The organism is uncultured Kriegella sp. (assembly GCF_963975415.1).
Taxonomy (GTDB): Bacteria; Bacteroidota; Bacteroidia; order Flavobacteriales; family Flavobacteriaceae; genus Kriegella.
This window is the reverse complement of sequence record NZ_CAXBGN010000010.1, coordinates 145,131-163,718: the sequence shown is the minus strand read 5'-3', so window position 1 is coordinate 163,718 and position 18,588 is coordinate 145,131. Positions and strand designations below refer to the sequence as shown.

Here is an 18,588-nt window from a genome sequence, read left to right as displayed (position 1 = left end):
TAAATGGAATTATTTGAGAAGAAGTGAAAATTGATAACCTTCTTCATTTATTTCTGGTTTTTTTCGAGTATCAAAGCTCGCAGACCTCGAGATTTCAACTTTAAGGTTACTACCATGATATTGTATAATAACTCTAAGGTCAGAATTAACTTCTTCAATAATTTTCGGTTTCAATAATTTGTCAATTTGAGGTATTAAGGGGACTTCAAAATGAATGATATTTTTATTGACATTATCCGTTATAAATTTAATTGATTTATTTTTCTTTTTTGACGTAGACTTAACGGAAGTGCTCTCTTCGTTAAAAAGAGGTAATCTACCTTCAAGATTATCGATATTTTTTAAAGGTCTAATAGCCGTTTCTTCAAGAAATATTAAATCCTCAAATCCACCGCGTTTTTTTATTTTTTTATTTTTTATTTTTTCTACATCTTCATTATTAAATTTACTAAACTTTATTAATGAATCCATAACTTCGCTAATGTCTGCTATTTCATTTAAACGTTCCTGCTCGTTTTTAGCGTTCCATACTTCAAGTGCTTCTTCAATAAGTTTTTGAGATAGCAGTTTAATTGCTTCTTCTTTTGATAGTCGTCTAACTCTAGCTAATCCACCTGCTTCCTTAATGATAATGGGTATCTTATCTCTAACAAGCTTGTTATATGTGATTTTATTTTCTTTAGGCTCTGACTTAGCAATTGGAATAACATTTGCTCCTGTTTTGGTCATTATGTAATATGCATGTCCGAGCAAACTTCCTTGAAAATATAAGGGAATACTGTTTTCGAAAGCGTATTGTGAGCATTCAGTCAAAAAATCGTCAGCTCTTAACAAATCATGAGATGGCATTATTAATAAGCCTTTGATTCTATCTGAACTAATATTTTTGAGACTCATAAGGTTTGACCAAGAGTCAATAGTTCTTATGGTATTTGAATCGGGTAAAACCCTTAAAGAATTTGAATATTGTTTAACGGGTAAATTAGTATAGTGCCAAGGTAAGCAACCATTTACGGCATTACTATCCTCTAATTTCACAAAAGCCATTAATTGAATTTCATGTCCAATTAAATTAGCCAAATTTATAGCCCATCTTCCTAAAGTGACGGCTTCTTTTTTGTTTAAAACACTATTCCAGTCATACGGTTCTACAATTTTATATGGTTTCCAACCTTCGTCGTCTGGAAAAAGACAAACACTTTTATAATCTTTTTTTTGCTTTGTTTTGTCGCTTTCTGTATAGTAATACCAAGTGTCATGAGGGTAATAAAGTAGTCCATCTGGATAACCCCAAAGAGCATCAATTTGAATACGTTGAGCATTTGGGAATGCATGAATAAGAGCACTAGCTTTAGTAGAAAAAAGGTACGATATTAAAAAAGTCCATTGAGAAGATTTCAATCCATCTTCAGAAAATTTACGATTTACTTTATTTAAAAATAATAATATATCATCAATATTAATTAGCGAACCACTAGTTGGTAATAAAAGATCATCCCTTTCTAAGGTTTTTGCAATATCGCACCTAATAACAATAGGATGATTATCACACATTTTTTCTAAATCCTCTTTGATATTTTTTTGTATTTTTTGGTTTTGATTATTCAAATCTTCTCCCTTGAGCAGATATACGTCGGATACGGGTAAATTTGCTCGTACAAAATTGATTGGAGATCTTAATTTTTTCCAGTTTTCAGCATTAGTATCAGTAAAATGAGTAAGAACTTTGAACTTTTTCTTCCTAGGAACAGGTTTTTCTTTTCTTTCGATTTTTGATGTTGCAGAATTTTTTATTTCTTTTTTTATAGATTTATCAACTTGGACAACCCAAACCATTTTACTATCCCAGACCCATTCACAATGAAATCTATCCCCATTTTTTGAAATTGAATTCAAACTACCTCCAACTTTTCTCAAAGCAGAAAAAATATCTTTTTCTTTTTTTGCTGTTAAATTACCGTCAAAAAATAAAGGCTTTGAAACAATAAACTCTTGGTTTTGATCGCTAATTTCTACCATCCACCGGTTTGCCTTTTCAGAAATCCTCCTTTCATTTGACATATGGCCCGGCAATCCAGGACTTATACATTCTTGAAGAATAAGAAACATAGGATCAGAATTAGTAGAATTAAGTAATTCAGATATTTTTTCTGAAATGTTTTCTATAGAATTACTGACAATTATAGATTGATATTTACCTCTTAATGAAATATCCTCAAAAGGAGAATTTGAGCGTATAAATATTCGCGAATTATTTGAAATAATATTACGTAAGAAATAGATGAGAATTTCTTTGTCAATATTTGAAAAATCATTGATTATATTTTCAACATCAGGATTCTTTGTCCATGACTTATAAAAATTTTTTGTAAAAACAAGAAAGGGTAATGTCCATTTTTTCGGAATACTAAAAAGTCCCATTGCTTTTCCCCCAATGAAATTCACATTCAATTTTTTTATATCCAATGTTTCCCAGGAACCAAGAACATGTCTATTTTTAATATTCATATTTATTAGCCAAATTAATTACTAGTAATATAAGTATATTATCAAAATAAATCTATTGTTCAAATAGCTTTAGCTAAACTTGACCTTATAAAATTTAGGTTAAAAAGGTCTATTGCTGTCCTGACTTAATAGAACTTAGTTAATTGCCTAGTTGTTCTTTTAAATGTATATAAAGCCTGTTAAAAATGGTTTGGCAAAACAGGGCCAGACTAAATTGCTAGGAAGTTGATCAATGCCAATGCATTAGTCTGTACTAAAATGTGGATATCAAGGCTCTAAGCTTTCCTGCACCCGTTTTACATTAGAAAGGTCTTGAAAATCAGTATCATTAAACCAGCCCCAGCGTAACTGTTCGTCTTGCCCGTAGCGTTCGTAAAAATTGACACCTCCTTTATCGGCATATTCATAACTGTCGAATAGGTCACCGTTGCCCAAGACACGGGGGTCTTCTTGTTTACGTAGGGCATCGAACAAATGTTCATGTAAATCAGTTAAAATTGTTTGGTGATCGGCACTTAGGGCCAGATTGTTTAAACAATCGGGGTCGCGTACAATATTATAAAGTTCTTGGCCCGGTCGTTTCCCAAAAGACCATTTCCAGTAGTTAAAATCATCATTTTTGGCATAGACGTTAGGTAGTAATACGGTTTTGGTCGGGCTACCGTCGGTATTGGGGTAGCCTCGTTCCGGGTTTCCAACCGGCCAACGGTCCGTTTCAAAGTTTTGAAGATAGAGCATGCTGTCACGCACGATACCTCGAATAGGGTAGCCCTGATCATGGGGCCGCCCCACATCATGGCGTTCCTTGCCGATAAGTACATGGTCTCGCTTCGAATTGACAATGCCATCCTTTTCCGAATACAAAATATCGGCAAAGCTACGGCCGGTAATGGGCTGCATGTCATTTTTTTCCATGGGTACTTTGGCAACTTCCAAAAAGGTAGGGGCAAAGTCGATAAAACTGATAAAGTCATCGATTGTTCTGCCGGGGTGTTCAATACCATCGGCCCACATTACGGCTAAAGGCAAATGGTTCGAATATTCGTATTCCTGACCCTTTATTCGCGGGAAGGGCATTCCGTTATCAGAGGTAACGACGATGAGGGTATTGTTCAGTTCGCCCCGCGCTTCCAAATTTTGGAGCATTTTCCCCAATTGCTGGTCAAAATATTCGATTTCAAAGGCATAATCGAGCAAATCGGTCTTTACCGAATCAACGGTGGGCCAGAAATCATAAACGTCCGTATCGGGAATATCACTGAGCGACTTGCCGCCTTTGGCGATGCCTGAACCGTATTCATAGGCCCGGTGCGGCTCGATTCCGCCATACCAAAAGAAAAAGGGTTTGTCTTCCTTTTGCTGCAAGAAGGCATCAAAATTGGCGGCATAATCGACGTTGCTGATTTTTGGTGTGGGCGGGGTGGTCTTTATTTCGCTAAAGGCTTTTATCAGCAGTTCCCTTTTGCTTCCGTCTTCGTGTTTTGCGATACCCGGGGCCCAACCTTTACCGGTATAGCCTACGTTATATCCGTTTTCCGCCAAAGTCTCTGTAAACACCTTGAATTTGGTTGGGAAAACGGGCCAGTGGTTCGCGGCCTCTTCCAGCTGCCAAGAATTTCTACCGGTTAAAATATTGGAGCGGGAGGGCGCGCATTTCGCATTGGCCGTATACGCCCGGTTAAAAAGTAAGCCGTTTGCCGCTACCCGATCAAAGTTGGGCGTATCTACCCAAGAACAGCCATAGGCGCTCATATGCATATAGGTGGCATCGTCCATGATGGCAAATAATATGTTCGGTCTTTCGGTTGCTTTTTCTTTTTCTTTTTCCGTCCCCTTACAGCCCAAAAAGATGAGGACAAGGCAAAAAAGCGGCACTAGGTTACGTTTTATCATGGTTTTATTTAAATACGGGAATGATTTTAGGCCCAATAAACTATTCATACAAGCGTAGGCGGTTTCTGAGGCGGGTCATTTCTTGCTGCATGGTTTCCATACGGTTCAACAGCTGGGTAATCACCTCGATACCTTCTAAATTGATATCCAAATCGAAATACAATCGTACGACTTTTTCCACTTTGGGCAGCTCCTCTTCAGGAATATACTGAACGTTATTTTCCTCTACGATTTCTACAAGTCCATACGATTTGAGTTTTACCACCAAGGTTTGTGATATATCATGACTTGTACAAAAATCGGTTACACTAATAAGATTTCGAAGTACCATATACTGTTATTTTTTAATGGCCGCTAATTCTTTAAAAAGTTCTTTCTCCCGAGCGCTCAGGTTCGTTGGGGTTTTTAGGGTATAGGTGATAAGCAGATCCCCGAATTGTCCTTCTTTTTTATAGAATGGGAATCCTTTACCCTTCAATTTTACCGTTGTGCCGTTTTGGGTCTCGGGTTTAACCTTGAGCTTGGCTTTTCCGTCAAAGGTGTCTACGGTTATTTCGCCTCCCAGCACGGCCGTATAAATATCAAGGTCGATGTTCTTGTATAGGTTGCTCCCATCTCTTTTAAATGGGGTATTGTTTTCTATCGAAAAGGTGATATAGAGGTCTCCTTTCGGGCCGCCGTTTCTACCCGGTCCGCCGTGCCCCTTTATTTTTATGGTTTGTCCGTTCTCTATTCCTGCTGGAATGGTGATACGAATATTCTTTCCGTTAACGGTAAGCGTCTGTTTTTGGGTTTGATAGGCATCGCGAAGCGATAGTCGGAGTTCGGCATTAAAATCTTGCCCTCTGAATTTTACTTGCCCACCTTGTGAAAACCCACCGCCTCCAGCGCCACCGAACATCGATTCGAAGAAGTCTGAAAAATCATGGCCTCCAAAATCTCCGGAATACTGTTGGCCTCCGCTAGGCCGAGAGTGTTGTCGCGACTGTCTAGCTTGTTCAAATGCTTCCGCATGCTCCCAATCTTTGCCATACTTGTCATACTTTTTCCTTTTTTCGGGATCCCCCAACACCTCATTGGCTTCATTGGCTTCTTTAAATTTTTTTTCGGCCGTTGCATCATTTGGGTTTACGTCGGGGTGGTATTTTCGAGCCATCTTCCGATAGGCCTTTTTTATGTCTTTCTCGGAAGCGTTCTTTGAAACTCCCAATACTTTGTAGTAATCAATATATTCCACGTTAAAAATTGGATTTTTTCTTATGTTGTTCGTATTCGGTTCTATGCTGTGCTATGGCAAAGACATCAGTATAAAATTAGTGATTTTTGGGCGTAAATCCATTTTCATTGGTTAATATTGGAATGCTCCGCCATAACTGGGCAATTTAAACTTTTATACGGACATTCATACCGATTAAATATTTACAAAAAGTAAAATTAATATCATATAAGGTAAAAATGGGTTTTGGAATATAACTGTTTAAATATGTATATTTGAAACCATTCATAACGTATACGCATGCTATCTCACGGCAAAAGGTTTTTTTTAATAGGATTGGTTTTGTCGGTTATGGCATTACAGTTCTCCTGTGGTGATTCGAAACAGTATGCCGAGCCATTACCGGAAACCGTCGATTTCAATTTTCATATCAAGCCTATTTTGGTACAGAACTGCTATTTGTGCCATGGTCCCGATGTAAGCAGCCGAAAGGCCAATTTACGATTGGATATTTTGGAAGGCGCCACCGCTGAATTGGAAGATGGCGGGCATGCTGTTGTGCCAGGTAAACCCTCAAGGAGTTTGCTTGTAGCCAGAATAAATAATGCCGAAGAGGATATGATGATGCCTCCACCGGATTCTAACTTGAAACTTACCGAGCGGGAAAAAGCACTTTTAGAGAAGTGGATCGATCAGGGGGCTGAATGGAAAGAACATTGGGCCTTTATAAAACCGATTACGGAAAAAGCGACGACCGATCCCGATGCCATCGATAATTTTATCGATAAACAGTTGGCACAAAAGGGACTGGAGAAATCGCCGGTTGCCGATAAAAATGCACTGATTCGTAGGGTAGCCTATCTGATTACAGGCTTGCCACCTTCGCCGGCCGATGTTGAATCATTCACTGCCGATGATAGTCAGGACGCCTATGAAAAAATGGTCGATCGCTATTTGAATTCCCCTGCTTATGGTGAGCGGTGGGCACGACATTGGATGGATTTGGTGCGCTATGCCGAAACCAAAGGACACGAATTTGACTACACCATTACCGGAGCTTGGAAATATAGAGATTATTTGATTCGGGCATTTAATGAAGACATAGCGTATAATCAATTACTAAAAGAACATCTGGCAGGCGATCTCATAGAAAAAAAACGGTACGATTCCGCATCAGGAAATGCAGAATCGCCTTTAGGTACAGCATTTTATGCTATGGGAGAGGGCACACATAGTCCGGTCGATATCCGTCAAGACGAAGCAGATCGCATTGACAATATGATCGATGTTACGTCAAAGACCTTTCAAGGGTTGACCGTTTCCTGTGCCAAATGCCACGATCATAAATTTGATCCGATTTCGGCGGCCGATTATTATGCTTTTTATGGTATCATGGAGAGTACGCGTTTCTCCCCGGTTCCTGCAGATTTGTCTCTAGATGATGAAAAAAATGTGAAAGCAGTTAGCGACTTAAAAACATACATGCGCCAATTGGTTGCCGATGAATGGGCCGACGGTTTGAAGTCTTCCCAAATTGAAGAAGTGAAGCAAAACGGGGAATCAAAGGAATTGAATACCAATGAGTATAAAGTGCTTGGCGATTTTAGAAACACGGATTTAGACGGGTGGATCAGCGATGGAATTGCCTTTGGGCAAACGACTACCTTAGGAGACCCAATAGTGGATAGAGCTACTGGAAAGTTAATGGAATTGGAGCAGGGCCGTGCAAGTAGTAAAACTTTTGGTACAGGAGTTTTTGGGGTGTTACGCTCTCCCAATCTTGTGTTGGATACTGATTTTATCGGTGTGAAAGCCCGCGGAATAAACAGTACGGTTCGTATCGTGATCGACAACTTTCAGCTGATTCAAAATCCCATTTACGGAAATATGGCGCAAAAGGTGGGTGAATCGAAATGGAACAATTACGTGTTTAACGTAGGCCCTTGGAAAGGTCATAAAGCCTACATCGAAATATTGCCGGGGGAGTACAACAGACATGATTATGCTTTGCCTTCGGATGCCTATGTCGAAACGGAATATGCCATCGCCTACGATTCCTTGTGGCCCAAGGAGATAGAGCATAGGCTACCAGTCAGTCAATTGTCGCCGAAAAGCAGCAGACTTTTGGCTTTTTCACCCAAACGAATTGAGTCACTAAACGGAAAACTTAAAAAAGGACAATTGTCAGCTCGGATTCCGGAATTGAAAACAGCGTTGGATAGTAGTCTAAATCTTCAGAGATCATTGGTGAACACTTCTTTTTTCTATGGTGTAAATGAAGGCATTGGTATCAATAGTCCTATATTTAATAGGGGAAGTTACCAAGAACTGTCCGAAGAAAAGGTACCACGACGATTTCTGTCGGCTCTACCCTTGGGTGATGTACCCTTTAAATCAAAAGGAAGCGGGCGTCTTGAACTGGCAGAGGCCATGCTGAACGAAGACAATCCGCTCACTTCGCGTGTTATGGTCAATCGCATTTGGCACCACCTTTTTGGGAAGGGAATTGTAGAAACCGTTGATAATTTTGGGCTGCAAGGGAAACTTCCTTCACACCCGAAATTGCTGGACTACCTCGCCGTTAAATTTCAGGAAGACGGGTGGTCGATCAAGAAAATGATTCGACATATCGTTACCTCGGAAGTTTTCAAAAGGAGTGCGGTGAGAAGTGATGCATTGACGGAGAAAGATCCCACAAATAAATATTTGGCCTCTTTTCCGGTACGTCGGTTGGAATCGGAAGCTATCCGTGATGCACTTTTGGTTGTTTCGGGAAGTATGGATTCCACGTTGTACGGGCCGCCGGTCAAAACACATCTGACCGAGTTTATGCAAGGCCGGGGTAGACCAGGGAAATCAGGGCCTTTAGATGGTGCCGGTCGAAGAAGTATCTATCAAGAGGTGCGACGTAATTTTTTAGAACCTATGATGGTCACTTTCGACCGTCCTATACCGTTCAGTACATTCGGAAGGCGTAATGTGACCAATGTGCCTTCCCAATCGTTGATTATTATGAATGATCCCTTTGTGGCACAACAGGCCGAACGTATGGCCAAACAGCTGTTGAGTCAGAAAGATTTGACCTTTGACGAGAAAATAGCATGGATTTATATGCGTACTTTTTCACGCAAACCGAGTGCTGAAGAACTGTCAAAAGCCGCAAGTTTTATTGAAGTTTTAGGTGGAATGGAAAATCAAGCGGAAGAAGGTGATTTGGATAAAGAAACAAGTATTTGGAAAGACTACTGCCACAGTATTTTTAACTTAAAAGAATTTATATACCTGATATAATGGGCAAGTATGATAATTTTATGCAACGACCCCTCTCACGCCGTGAGATGTTGGGCATATGCAAAGGTGGTTTTGGAACGTTGGCTTTTGCAAGTTTGTTCGGAGGTTTTCCGTTACTGGGTTGTGAACGGCCAAAGAAAGGTATGGCGGCAAGTTCAGACCTATATTTGGGCCCGCATTATTTACCCAAGGCGAAGAATGTTATTTTCCTGTATATGGATGGAGGGGTCTCTCAAGTAGATTCTTTTGATCCCAAACCCCGTCTTGCTAGAGAGAATGGCGAAGATCCCCGAAAAAAATTCAAGGTTGACAATACCCAGTTTGACAATGTGGGCAAAATATTGAAGAGCCCGTGGGATTTTGAACAATACGGTGAATGCGGCATGCCGGTCAGTGCGTTGTTTCCACATATTGCTACCTGTGTTGACGATATTGCGCTCATACGGTCGATGACATCTAATTTTCCCGAACATACCAATGCCAATTATTTTCTACATACAGGAAGTGGTATTCAAGGGCGCCCGAGCATGGGTTCATGGATGACTTATGGTTTAGGAAGTGAAAATAAAAACATACCGGGTTATGTGGTGCTCGACGGTGGATTGATTCCTCCAGGTGGTTTGGACAATTTTAAAAATGGTTTTTTACCGGCTTCGTACCAAGCGTCGGTATTAAGGGCGGGGGCAGAACCGGTGGCCAATATTCGACCCCAAGAATCCGTTCAAAATTTACAAGAGCAAAAGTTAGGGTTTATAAAGCAGTTGGATGAAAGCCTACTGGGGAAAATGGGTGAGGTTGATGCCGTAGAATCCGCTATATCAAATTATGAGTTGGCGTATAAAATGCAGTCTTCCATTCCCGAATTGACCGAGTTTACGGCTGAATCTGAAGCGACTAAAAAATTATATGGTCTTGATTCCGATGACCCGCATACCAAAGGGTATGCATCACAATGTTTATTGGCCCGCAGATTGGTGGAGCGCGGTGTTCGTTTTATAGAATTGACATGCCCAAATATAGGAACAGATCGTTGGGATCAGCACAGCAATTTGAAACAAGGTCATGAACGCAACGCCCATGCCGTTGATCAGCCGATTGCAGGGCTTTTGAAAGATTTAAAATCGAGAGGCCTTTTAGAGGAAACTTTGGTCGTGTGGACGGGTGAATTCGGTAGAACGCCGTTTGCACAGGGTACGAACGGCCGTGATCATAACCCATCGGCATTTAGTATGTGGATGGCGGGGGCCGGCATTAAGGGCGGAACCATTTTCGGAAAAACCGATGATTATGGATATAGAGTCGTGGAAAATCCCGTTACGATTCATGATTTGCATGCCACCATCATGCACTTATTGGGAATCAACCACGAACAGCTTACCTTTCGTTTTGGTGGTCGCGACATGCGATTGACCGATGTACATGGCCATGTAATCAAAGATATATTAGCGTAACACAAAATAGAATAAATGCAAATTAAAAGCTTGTTTAAAAAAGGAACGATATTAGCTTGGCTACTACTTCCATTGGTTGCGATGGCCCAAGAACCATCATCTGGGATAGCACATTCCTTTTTTATGGCCGGGCATAAGTTTACCGGTATTATTGGAGAGTCGGGGGAAGTTGTTTGGGATAGTAAAAAGCCACATGCCAGGGATGGTTATGTACTGAAAAATGGAAATGTTCTGATTTGTTGGGCCGATGAGGTGCGTGAATATAATAAAAGAAAAGAGGTTATTTTTTCCTATAAAAGAGCCGAAGAATCTATGGAGTTGGGCACGGCAGTGCGCCTTCCCGGTGGCCGTACCTTGATTACCGAATCAGGAACAAGCCCCAGACTTATTGAAGTCGACAAGAACGGGAATGTAATTACAAGTGTACCTTTAAAACCCGAAACAGATAATGTGCATATGCAGACCCGTATGGCGCGGAAACTTAAAAATGGAAACTATCTGGTTCCCCATCTGCTGGCTTTTGCTGTTAAGGAATACCAGCCTGATGGTTCGGTAGTGAACGTTTTTAAGACTGATGATATTAGCCAAGAAGGTCGAAAAGCCGAAACTTGGCCTTTCACCGCCATCCGACTTAAAAACGGGAATACCGTAGTCACATTGACGCATGGAAATACGGTGGTGGAATTCGATTCGAAAGGGCAAGTAGTTTGGAAGCTTACCAATGAAGATTTAGAGGGCGAACCTTTAGCGGATCCTTGCGGTGCTCAAAGGCTGCCCAATGGCAACACTGTAATCGCCAGCTATGCGGCTAAAGGTCCGATTAAGCTTTTAGAAGTTGATGCCGATAAAAATATGGTTTGGAGCTATACTGGGCATAATGTGCATCATTTTCAGATATTGACTACCAATGGCAAACCTTTGAGGGGCGTTCCGCTTAAATAAATGTATGCTGGGTATAGCGAGTAGTATAGGGTTTTTAAACGACCCTGCCGATATTTTGATCTTTTTAGGAAGACTGCATCCTTTGGTGGTGCATCTCCCTATCGGATTTTTGTTATTGGGGGCATTGGCCCAACTAGCTGCGAGAAAATCGAAGTTTCAGGCCATCACACCCCTTATTTCTTATGTATGGGCCCTCGGGGCGATCAGCGCATTTTTTGCCATAGTTTTTGGCTATTTGCTTTCGCTCTCTGGAGATTATGATTCCGACACCCTATTTTGGCATAAATGGATGGGAGTCGGCGTACTCTTATTTTCAATTGGGTGCTATTATGCAACCAAAAAAATCACAACATCTTTTGTTTATACCAAATGGTTTTTTGTGGGACTCACTGTAGTTTCTGTATTTATTACAGGACATTTAGGGGGTAATTTGACCCATGGATCGACCTATTTGTTGGAATTTGCCCCTAACGCGATTCGAGGGTTGGCCGGTATGCCCCCAAAAGTAGAACCTCGAAAAAAAATAACCGAATTAGATTCGGCAGATGTCTTTTTAGACTTGATTTCCCCCATGCTCGATAGCAAGTGCACTAGTTGTCATAACGATGGAAAAAAGAAGGGCAAACTTGAATTAACCACCTACAATGAAATTATGAGCGGTGGAGAAGGAGGGGATGTCGTGATTCCGGGAGACGCTTTGAATAGTGAACTTTTTAAACGGATTACCCTGCCGGAAGACCATGATGATTTTATGCCATCCGAAGGAAAAAGGCCATTAACCGATAATGAGGTAAGTCTTATTGAATGGTGGATCAATGTGGGTGCGCCGCCAGATGGCTATTTTACGCAATTTGATCCCGAGCAGGAATTTGTGGCCATGGCAGAAAATTTCTTCGGGTTAGATCGGGAGAATCAATTATATGGCAGAGCTGTTGAAGCACCGGATAAGGCACTGGTTGACTCACTGGAAAGTAGGGGCTTTGTTTTGAATCGATTGATGAAAGACAATTATTTTATGGATGCCAACTTTAGTTTAAGTGAAAGGAGCCTAGAATCTTCCGATGTTGAACTGTTGGTGCAATTAAAAGAGCAATTGATTTGGCTTGATATCAGCAATTCCAACGTTCATGATACACACTTGGGCACACTTGGCCAGCTTGAAAATTTGGTACGATTAGATGTAAGCGGAAATGCGATTACCAATGTTGGCGTCAATCATTTGGTCGAACTTAAAAACTTGGAATCGCTTAATTTATTCGATACCCGCGTTTCAGACGGGGTCTTGCCCGTAATTTCGAATATGAAAGCACTTCAAAAAGTATACCTGTGGCAGACAGATATTTCTCCGGAGGGTATTTCGAAATTAAGAAGGGAAAATTCCGGTTTAAAAATAATTTCGGAAAGGGAGTAATTGTTCAAAGGACGTTTTTAAGACAATGTTGAAAATCAGTTGATCAAAGCATGGCAACAGGTCGAATTAGCTGATTTTTTTGTACTTTCAGCTACAGCAAAATGAATTTAAAACCGTTCATACTAGTATATTGTGTTTGGGTAACGGGCATTGCATGTGGTTTCACGAACCAAGACGACAAAATCTTGAAGGTAAAAGAAATTGAACATACGGGTGTCGCCAGTTTTCAAGAGGTCTCTGATTTGCTCGAAAGTCAAACAGAACTTCATGATATTGACTTGGTCAATTGGGATGCATTTCCCTATCGTCCGAAGACACAGTTCAGAATTGCACATAGCAACAACCAGATTTGGCTTAAATATTATATTCAGGAGAAGAGTGTCTTGGCCGAAGTCGTTGATGTCAATGGTGCCGTGTCGAACGACAGCTGCGTTGAGTTTTTCTTTGACCCCCTAGCCGATGGCAATTACTATAATTTCGAATTCAACTGTATCGGAACACCTCTTTTGGCCTATGGCCCGACAAGAAGCGACCGACAATTTGTTGATGAACATTCGATACAAGAACAAATTCAGGTAAAATCAACTTTAGGAACCACTTCTTTTAAAGAGCGTACAGGTGAGTTTACTTGGGAGATTACTCTGGTTATTCCCGCGGAAACCCTGATACATGATGAAGGACTACAATTAAAGGGGCTTCACGCCAAAGCCAATTTCTATAAATGTGGCAATAAAACTGCGGAAGCACATTATCTCAGCTGGAATCAGGTTAAGACGGAACGTCCTGATTTTCACCGCCCTGAATATTTCGGAACGGTCGTTTTTGAATAAATATTGGCTTTCATAAAATTTTGTAAATAATAGCTGACAAATGGGTGTGTTCGAACACATTTTTAGGCTCGTTCCTTGTTTATATTAGGAAAGTAAGTTATCTTAACCATTGTATCCCAGTTCCCTCCAGATACGGTAATAAGCAGGCTTGAGCGACTTCTGCTCGGAAGATGCCCGAAGCGTGGTTTGATACGTTACCGTAGCTTTAATTTGTAAGATCGGTATGAAATGAAGTTCGCCCAATTTTCAAAGGTCTGGATAATATGTTTTTTCGCAGTCCTAGGATTATCACGTTGTGCAGAGCAACCCTCGAACGGTACGCTACTACTTCCTGACGGTTTTAAATCCGTTATTGCGATAGATAGCGTCCCTGAGCGAATACGGCATATGGCTGTTTCCGATGCTGGTATTTTATACGGAAATCTTCGAAATTCAGACGAAAAGGCTGGCGTTATTGCTGTTGCAGATACCGATAATGATGGTGAGGCCGACATTATAGAAAAGTTCGGGGGGTATAGGTCCCGTCAAAGCTGGAGCTATTCGACAGCGATGCGAATTTATAACGGGTATATTTATTTTAGCTCCGAATTGGTGGTGTATCGGTATAAACTGACTCCTGGAACAATGGTTCCAGAGGGTGAAATGGAGGTTGTTGTGACCGATGACCACGAGCATGGCAAACACGAACACATTGGAAAACCGATCGCTTTCGATAATGAAGGTCATTTATATGTTCCTTTTGGGGCTCCTTCGAATGCTTGTCAAGAACCCAAAAGAACTCCTGGAGCTCCAGGTCTGGATCCTTGTCCGCAGCTAGAACATCATGGAGGGGTGTGGCGGTTCGATGCGAATAAATTGGGTCAGACTCAAAAAGATGGCTATAAATATGCATCGGGAATCAGAAGTGTAGTGGCGATGGATTGGAATTCTGCTGATGAAAACCTATATATTGTCATGCATGGCAGAGATGATTTATTGCGGTTGTTTCCCAATAAATATACCCCATGGGAAAGTGCCTTGTTGCCTTCAGAAGAGTTTATTAGAGTGACCGAGGGATCAAATTTTGGCTGGCCTTATTGCTACTATGACCAAATGCAAGGAAAAAAAGTGTTGGGTCCCGAATATGGCGGAGATGGAGAGATTATAGGTAGATGTGCTGAGTTTGACGACCCCATTATTGGGTTTCCTGGGCATTGGGCGCCTAATGACCTTGTTTTTTATCAAGGGGATCAATTCCCAGAACGATATAAAAATGGGGCCTTTATTGCCTTTCATGGGTCAACGAACCGAGCACCTTATCCCCAATCGGGTTATTTTGTCGCTTTTGTGCCCTTTAAGGATGGGGCACCCAATGGCGATTGGGAAGTTTTTGCCGATGGATTTGCGGGGGTTGATCCTATCGAAAGCGTAAAAGATGCGCATTTCAGACCTATGGGGATTGCATTTGATAAAGATGGTGCGATGTACCTTTCCGATTCGGTAAAAGGAAGGATTTGGAAAATAACCTTTGATGGCGACAAGGCTGCTTTCGGTAAGGAGGAACTCGCAAAAATGGAAAAAAGAAAAACAGCGACGCACATACGCACTCCGGATAAGGTTAATGACAATCTTGGTAGAAATGCTTCTTCCCAAGGGGAGGCCACCTATTACACCTATTGCAGTACTTGTCATCAAAAAGATGGGCGAGGGGCGCCAGGGAGGTTTCCGCCACTTGCCAATACTGATTGGGTCTCGGGGGATAAAGAACGGTTGATCAAAATAATACTGGAAGGTATGGAAGGAAGTATTGAAATCAATGGGGAAGCATATAATGGGGTAATGCCGCAACACAGCTTTTTGAGTGATAAAGAAATCAGTGGCGTACTTACATATATTCGTTCCAATTTTGGAAATGATGCGAGTGCCATAGAAGTACATGAAATCAGTAAAATAAGAAATTCGATTAGAGAAAAGACCAATTAAAGTGAAGTAGTGAAAAAATAACCCTTATCCAACAAAGAATATACTATGAAAGCATTTACAAAACATTGTCTGGCAACCATGCTGTTTTTGTGTATTGGTTCAGCTACCCTGTGGGCTCAAAATTTCGATATCTTGATTAAGGGAGGCAAAGTTGTTGACGCCAAGAACGGCATTGATAAAATGATGGATGTTGCCATAAAAGACGGAAAGATTGCAAAAGTCGACGCCAATATTCCTCAAAGTCAAGCGACGAAGGTGATTGATGCAAACGGACTTTTGGTGAGCCCGGGATTAATCGACATCCACAGCCATAATTTTCATGGTACGGAACCCGATGCCTATCTCAGTAACAGTTTTACGGCTTTACCACCCGATGGTTTTAGTTTTCGAAGCGGCGTTACCACTATCGTAGATGTCGGGGGTGCAGGGTGGCGTAATTTTAGAATTTTTAAGGAACAGACTATCGACCGGTCGAAGACCAGGGTGCTTTCCTTTTTAAATATTGTAGGGTCTGGCATGAAAGGGGGGGCCATAGAACAGAACATTGATGATATGAGTCCCAAACTTACGGCTCTGGTAGCTAAGCAGCACCCCGGGATTATCGTCGGCGTAAAACTGGCGCATTATAGCGGATTTGATTGGACACCGACCGAACGGGCGGTAGAAGCGGGTCGGTTGGCCGACATTCCAGTAATGATTGACTTTGGAGGAAGTGATCCCGAACTATCTATCGAAAAATTGTTTATGGAAAAACTGCGACCAGGCGATATTTTTACCCATGCCTATGCTCATGTAAATGGTCGGATTCCGGTGGTAGATGAGCGGGGGAAGGTTCGCGATTTTGTTTTTGCCGCACAAAAAAGGGGCATTATATTCGACGTAGGCCATGGCGGTGGCAGCTTTGTGTTTGAACAGGCCGTACCGGCGCTACAACAAGGTTTTAAGCCGAACTCGATCAGTACTGATCTACACACGGGAAGTATGAACGGGGGTATGAAAGACATCATCAATATCATGTCGAAATTTGTAAATATGAATATGCCGGTGCATGAAATCATCGCCACCGTCACCTGGAACCCGGCACAGATCATAAAGCGTACCGATCTGGGACATCTTTCGGTCGGCGCCGTTGCCGATGTTACCCTTTTAAATTTGAGGGAAGGCGATTTTGGTTTTATTGATACCCAAGGCAAGAAAATGAAAGGAGATAGAAGATTGGAATGTGAAATGACCATTCGTGATGGTAAGGTGGTCTATGACCTGAATGGCTTGGCCGCCTCAAATTGGAACGAATAAACCAGGTCGAATTTTGTATATATTGAATCAAAATAATTTAATTTAAAAGGAACACGAAGATGAAAAACAAAACAACTACAAGAAGAGCATCATTCAAACAAATAGGAATGGGTCTAGCAGCATTGTTCGGTATCGGTACGGCCAGTGCAATGGGTAAAAATGAAAAAAGACCCAAAAAAGAAGTGGTGGGTGACATCGTAATGGATCAAGATATCCCATTGTTTTCGGGGGCTGTCAAACATGGGAATACCCTTTATATTGCAGGAAAAGGGGCACATGTAGAACCTTATGAGATAAAAGCACATACTGAAATTGTGCTGCAAGAACTTCAAAAGGAATTGGAGCGCAATGGCTCTTCCATGGAAAAAGTGATGAAGGTAAATGTCTACTTGGCCGACTTGGCCGATTACAAAGGCATGAACGAAGTGTTTCGGGGGAGATTCGGAAAGAATCCGCCCGTGCGAACTACGGTGGCAACCTATGGCGGTGTGCCTGGTAGTTCGTTGGTAGAAATGGATTGTATTGCTTCATTGGATTAGTAATGGCTAAAATCGGAAATTATGAGTAGTAGAAGAAAAGTACTTAAAACGCTATCGGCCCTTCCCTTTGTTGGGGGAATACTAGGTCCGGGTATGTTAACGGCAAATACCGTCGAAGAAGCGATTGTCAAACCGATTGCCCGTGATTTTTTTAAAGAGCTTGGTCTTCGTACGTTTATTAATGCTGCGGGTACCTACACTTCCATGACAGGATCCTTAATGCGAAAGGAAGTAACCGATGCGATTAACTATGGGGCTACAGAATATGTGAACCTAGACGAATTACACGACAAGGTTGGTGATCGTATCGCCCAACTTTTAGAGTGTGAGTACGCGACCGTATCTTCGGGTGCCTTTGGGGCCATGACAATCGGACTTGCAGGGGTTATGTGTGGTATGGATACAGAAAAGGTGGCACAACTCCCCGATACAACTGGGCTTAAAGATGAGGTCATCGTGCAAGAGGCCCACGATATTGGGTACACCCATGCCTTAATCAATACCGGTGCTAAATTGGTACAGGTAAAATCGGCTAAAGACCTTGAAAGGGCAATCAATAAGAACACGGCCATGCTCTGGTTTCTAAATGCTAATACCGATTTGGGAGAAATAGATCGTGAAGGGTTTGTGGCTCTGGGAAGAAAACATGGAATTCCGACATTTATTGATTGTGCGGCCGACGTTCCACCCGTAGAAAACCTTTTTAAATTCACCAAAATGGGCTTTGATCTTGTTGCTTTTTCGGGTGGTAAGGGTATTAGGGGGCCTCAAAGCGCAGGACTCCTTTTGGGCAAACGAAAATATATCGAGGCCGCGCGCCTGCATACCCCACCCCGGGGAACCACCATTGCCCGTGGAATGAAAGTGAACAAAGAGGAAGTATTGGGCATGTTGGCCGCTTTGGAAGTGTACTTGGCGAAAGACCATAAAAAGGAATGGGAGCTCTGGGAAAATCAAATTAAATTGATTAGCGATAGCGCACTGACCGTGAAAGGCGTGGAAACAGAAATTCATGTTCCTCCGCACGCGAACCATGTTCCTAGTTTACGTATTAAATGGGACGAAAGTGTGGTAAAGATTACAAAAGATGAAATGCGGAAACGGTTACGTGATGGGCATCCGTCGATAGAAACGGTAGGAGGTAAGGAAGAGGTGGGTATTACCACCTGGATGATGGAGCCGGGTCAGGAACGTACGGTGGCCCAACGGGTAAAAGAAGTACTGTCGAATGCTTAATAACACCAATGAT

The 18,588-nt window shown here is 41.8% G+C and carries 13 protein-coding genes; 9 read left to right on the top strand and 4 right to left on the bottom strand.

All coding sequences use genetic code 11. The features are described from left to right. Positions 1 to 9: 9 nt before the first annotated feature. The 4 genes from AACZ88_RS19050 to AACZ88_RS19035 all read right to left on the bottom strand — a co-directional run bounded on the left by AACZ88_RS19050 (position 10) and on the right by AACZ88_RS19035 (position 5,638). The gene (locus tag AACZ88_RS19050) at positions 10 to 2,508 is read right to left on the bottom strand and encodes a nucleoside triphosphate pyrophosphohydrolase (protein ID WP_339713814.1); all 2,499 of its coding nucleotides are present in this window, start codon (positions 2,506 to 2,508) and stop codon (positions 10 to 12) included. Positions 2,509 to 2,775: 267 nt separating this feature from the next. Further along, positions 2,776 to 4,401 carry a sulfatase gene (locus tag AACZ88_RS19045; RefSeq protein WP_339713811.1) on the bottom strand — a complete coding sequence of 542 codons (1,626 nt, stop codon included), beginning with the start codon at positions 4,399 to 4,401 and terminating at the stop codon, positions 2,776 to 2,778. A 40-nt stretch (positions 4,402 to 4,441) separates the two neighbouring features. Next, complete coding sequence (locus tag AACZ88_RS19040; protein WP_339713808.1) at positions 4,442 to 4,732, bottom strand: chaperone modulator CbpM; 291 nt, start codon at positions 4,730 to 4,732, stop codon at positions 4,442 to 4,444. A gap of 6 nt (positions 4,733 to 4,738) precedes the next feature. Further along, a complete protein-coding gene (locus AACZ88_RS19035; protein ID WP_339713805.1) occupies positions 4,739 to 5,638 on the bottom strand; it encodes a J domain-containing protein in 900 nt (299 codons plus the stop codon). A 279-nt stretch (positions 5,639 to 5,917) separates the two neighbouring features. Between AACZ88_RS19035 and AACZ88_RS19030 the strand changes: the two genes are divergently transcribed. The 9 genes from AACZ88_RS19030 to AACZ88_RS18990 all read left to right on the top strand — a co-directional run bounded on the left by AACZ88_RS19030 (position 5,918) and on the right by AACZ88_RS18990 (position 18,575). Next, positions 5,918 to 8,908 carry a PSD1 and planctomycete cytochrome C domain-containing protein gene (locus AACZ88_RS19030; RefSeq protein ID WP_339713802.1) on the top strand — a complete coding sequence of 997 codons (2,991 nt, stop codon included), beginning with the start codon at positions 5,918 to 5,920 and terminating at the stop codon, positions 8,906 to 8,908. Further along, complete coding sequence (locus AACZ88_RS19025; RefSeq protein WP_339713799.1) at positions 8,908 to 10,359, top strand: DUF1501 domain-containing protein; 1,452 nt, start codon at positions 8,908 to 8,910, stop codon at positions 10,357 to 10,359. The genes AACZ88_RS19030 and AACZ88_RS19025 overlap by 1 nt, the downstream gene beginning before the upstream one ends. Positions 10,360 to 10,374: 15 nt before the next feature. Next, the gene (locus AACZ88_RS19020; RefSeq protein WP_339713797.1) at positions 10,375 to 11,301 is read left to right on the top strand and encodes a hypothetical protein; all 927 of its coding nucleotides are present in this window, start codon (positions 10,375 to 10,377) and stop codon (positions 11,299 to 11,301) included. Positions 11,302 to 11,305: 4 nt separating this feature from the next. Beyond that, the gene (locus AACZ88_RS19015; protein ID WP_339713794.1) at positions 11,306 to 12,712 is read left to right on the top strand and encodes a c-type cytochrome domain-containing protein; all 1,407 of its coding nucleotides are present in this window, start codon (positions 11,306 to 11,308) and stop codon (positions 12,710 to 12,712) included. Positions 12,713 to 12,813: 101 nt separating this feature from the next. After that, a complete protein-coding gene (locus AACZ88_RS19010) occupies positions 12,814 to 13,542 on the top strand; it encodes a carbohydrate-binding family 9-like protein (RefSeq protein WP_339713792.1) in 729 nt (242 codons plus the stop codon). Positions 13,543 to 13,770: 228 nt separating this feature from the next. Beyond that, positions 13,771 to 15,504: a PQQ-dependent sugar dehydrogenase gene (locus AACZ88_RS19005; protein ID WP_339713789.1), complete on the top strand. Its 1,734-nt coding sequence runs from the start codon at positions 13,771 to 13,773 to the stop codon at positions 15,502 to 15,504. A gap of 45 nt (positions 15,505 to 15,549) precedes the next feature. Further along, positions 15,550 to 16,800, top strand: coding sequence for an amidohydrolase/deacetylase family metallohydrolase (locus tag AACZ88_RS19000; RefSeq protein ID WP_339713787.1), 1,251 nt, complete (start codon positions 15,550 to 15,552; stop codon positions 16,798 to 16,800). 59 nt (positions 16,801 to 16,859) lie between these two features. Beyond that, complete coding sequence (locus AACZ88_RS18995; RefSeq protein ID WP_339713784.1) at positions 16,860 to 17,339, top strand: RidA family protein; 480 nt, start codon at positions 16,860 to 16,862, stop codon at positions 17,337 to 17,339. A gap of 21 nt (positions 17,340 to 17,360) precedes the next feature. Beyond that, positions 17,361 to 18,575 (top strand): aminotransferase class V-fold PLP-dependent enzyme, encoded by a 1,215-nt coding sequence (locus tag AACZ88_RS18990; protein ID WP_339713781.1) that lies wholly within the window; start codon positions 17,361 to 17,363, stop codon positions 18,573 to 18,575. Positions 18,576 to 18,588: the final 13 nt, after the last annotated feature.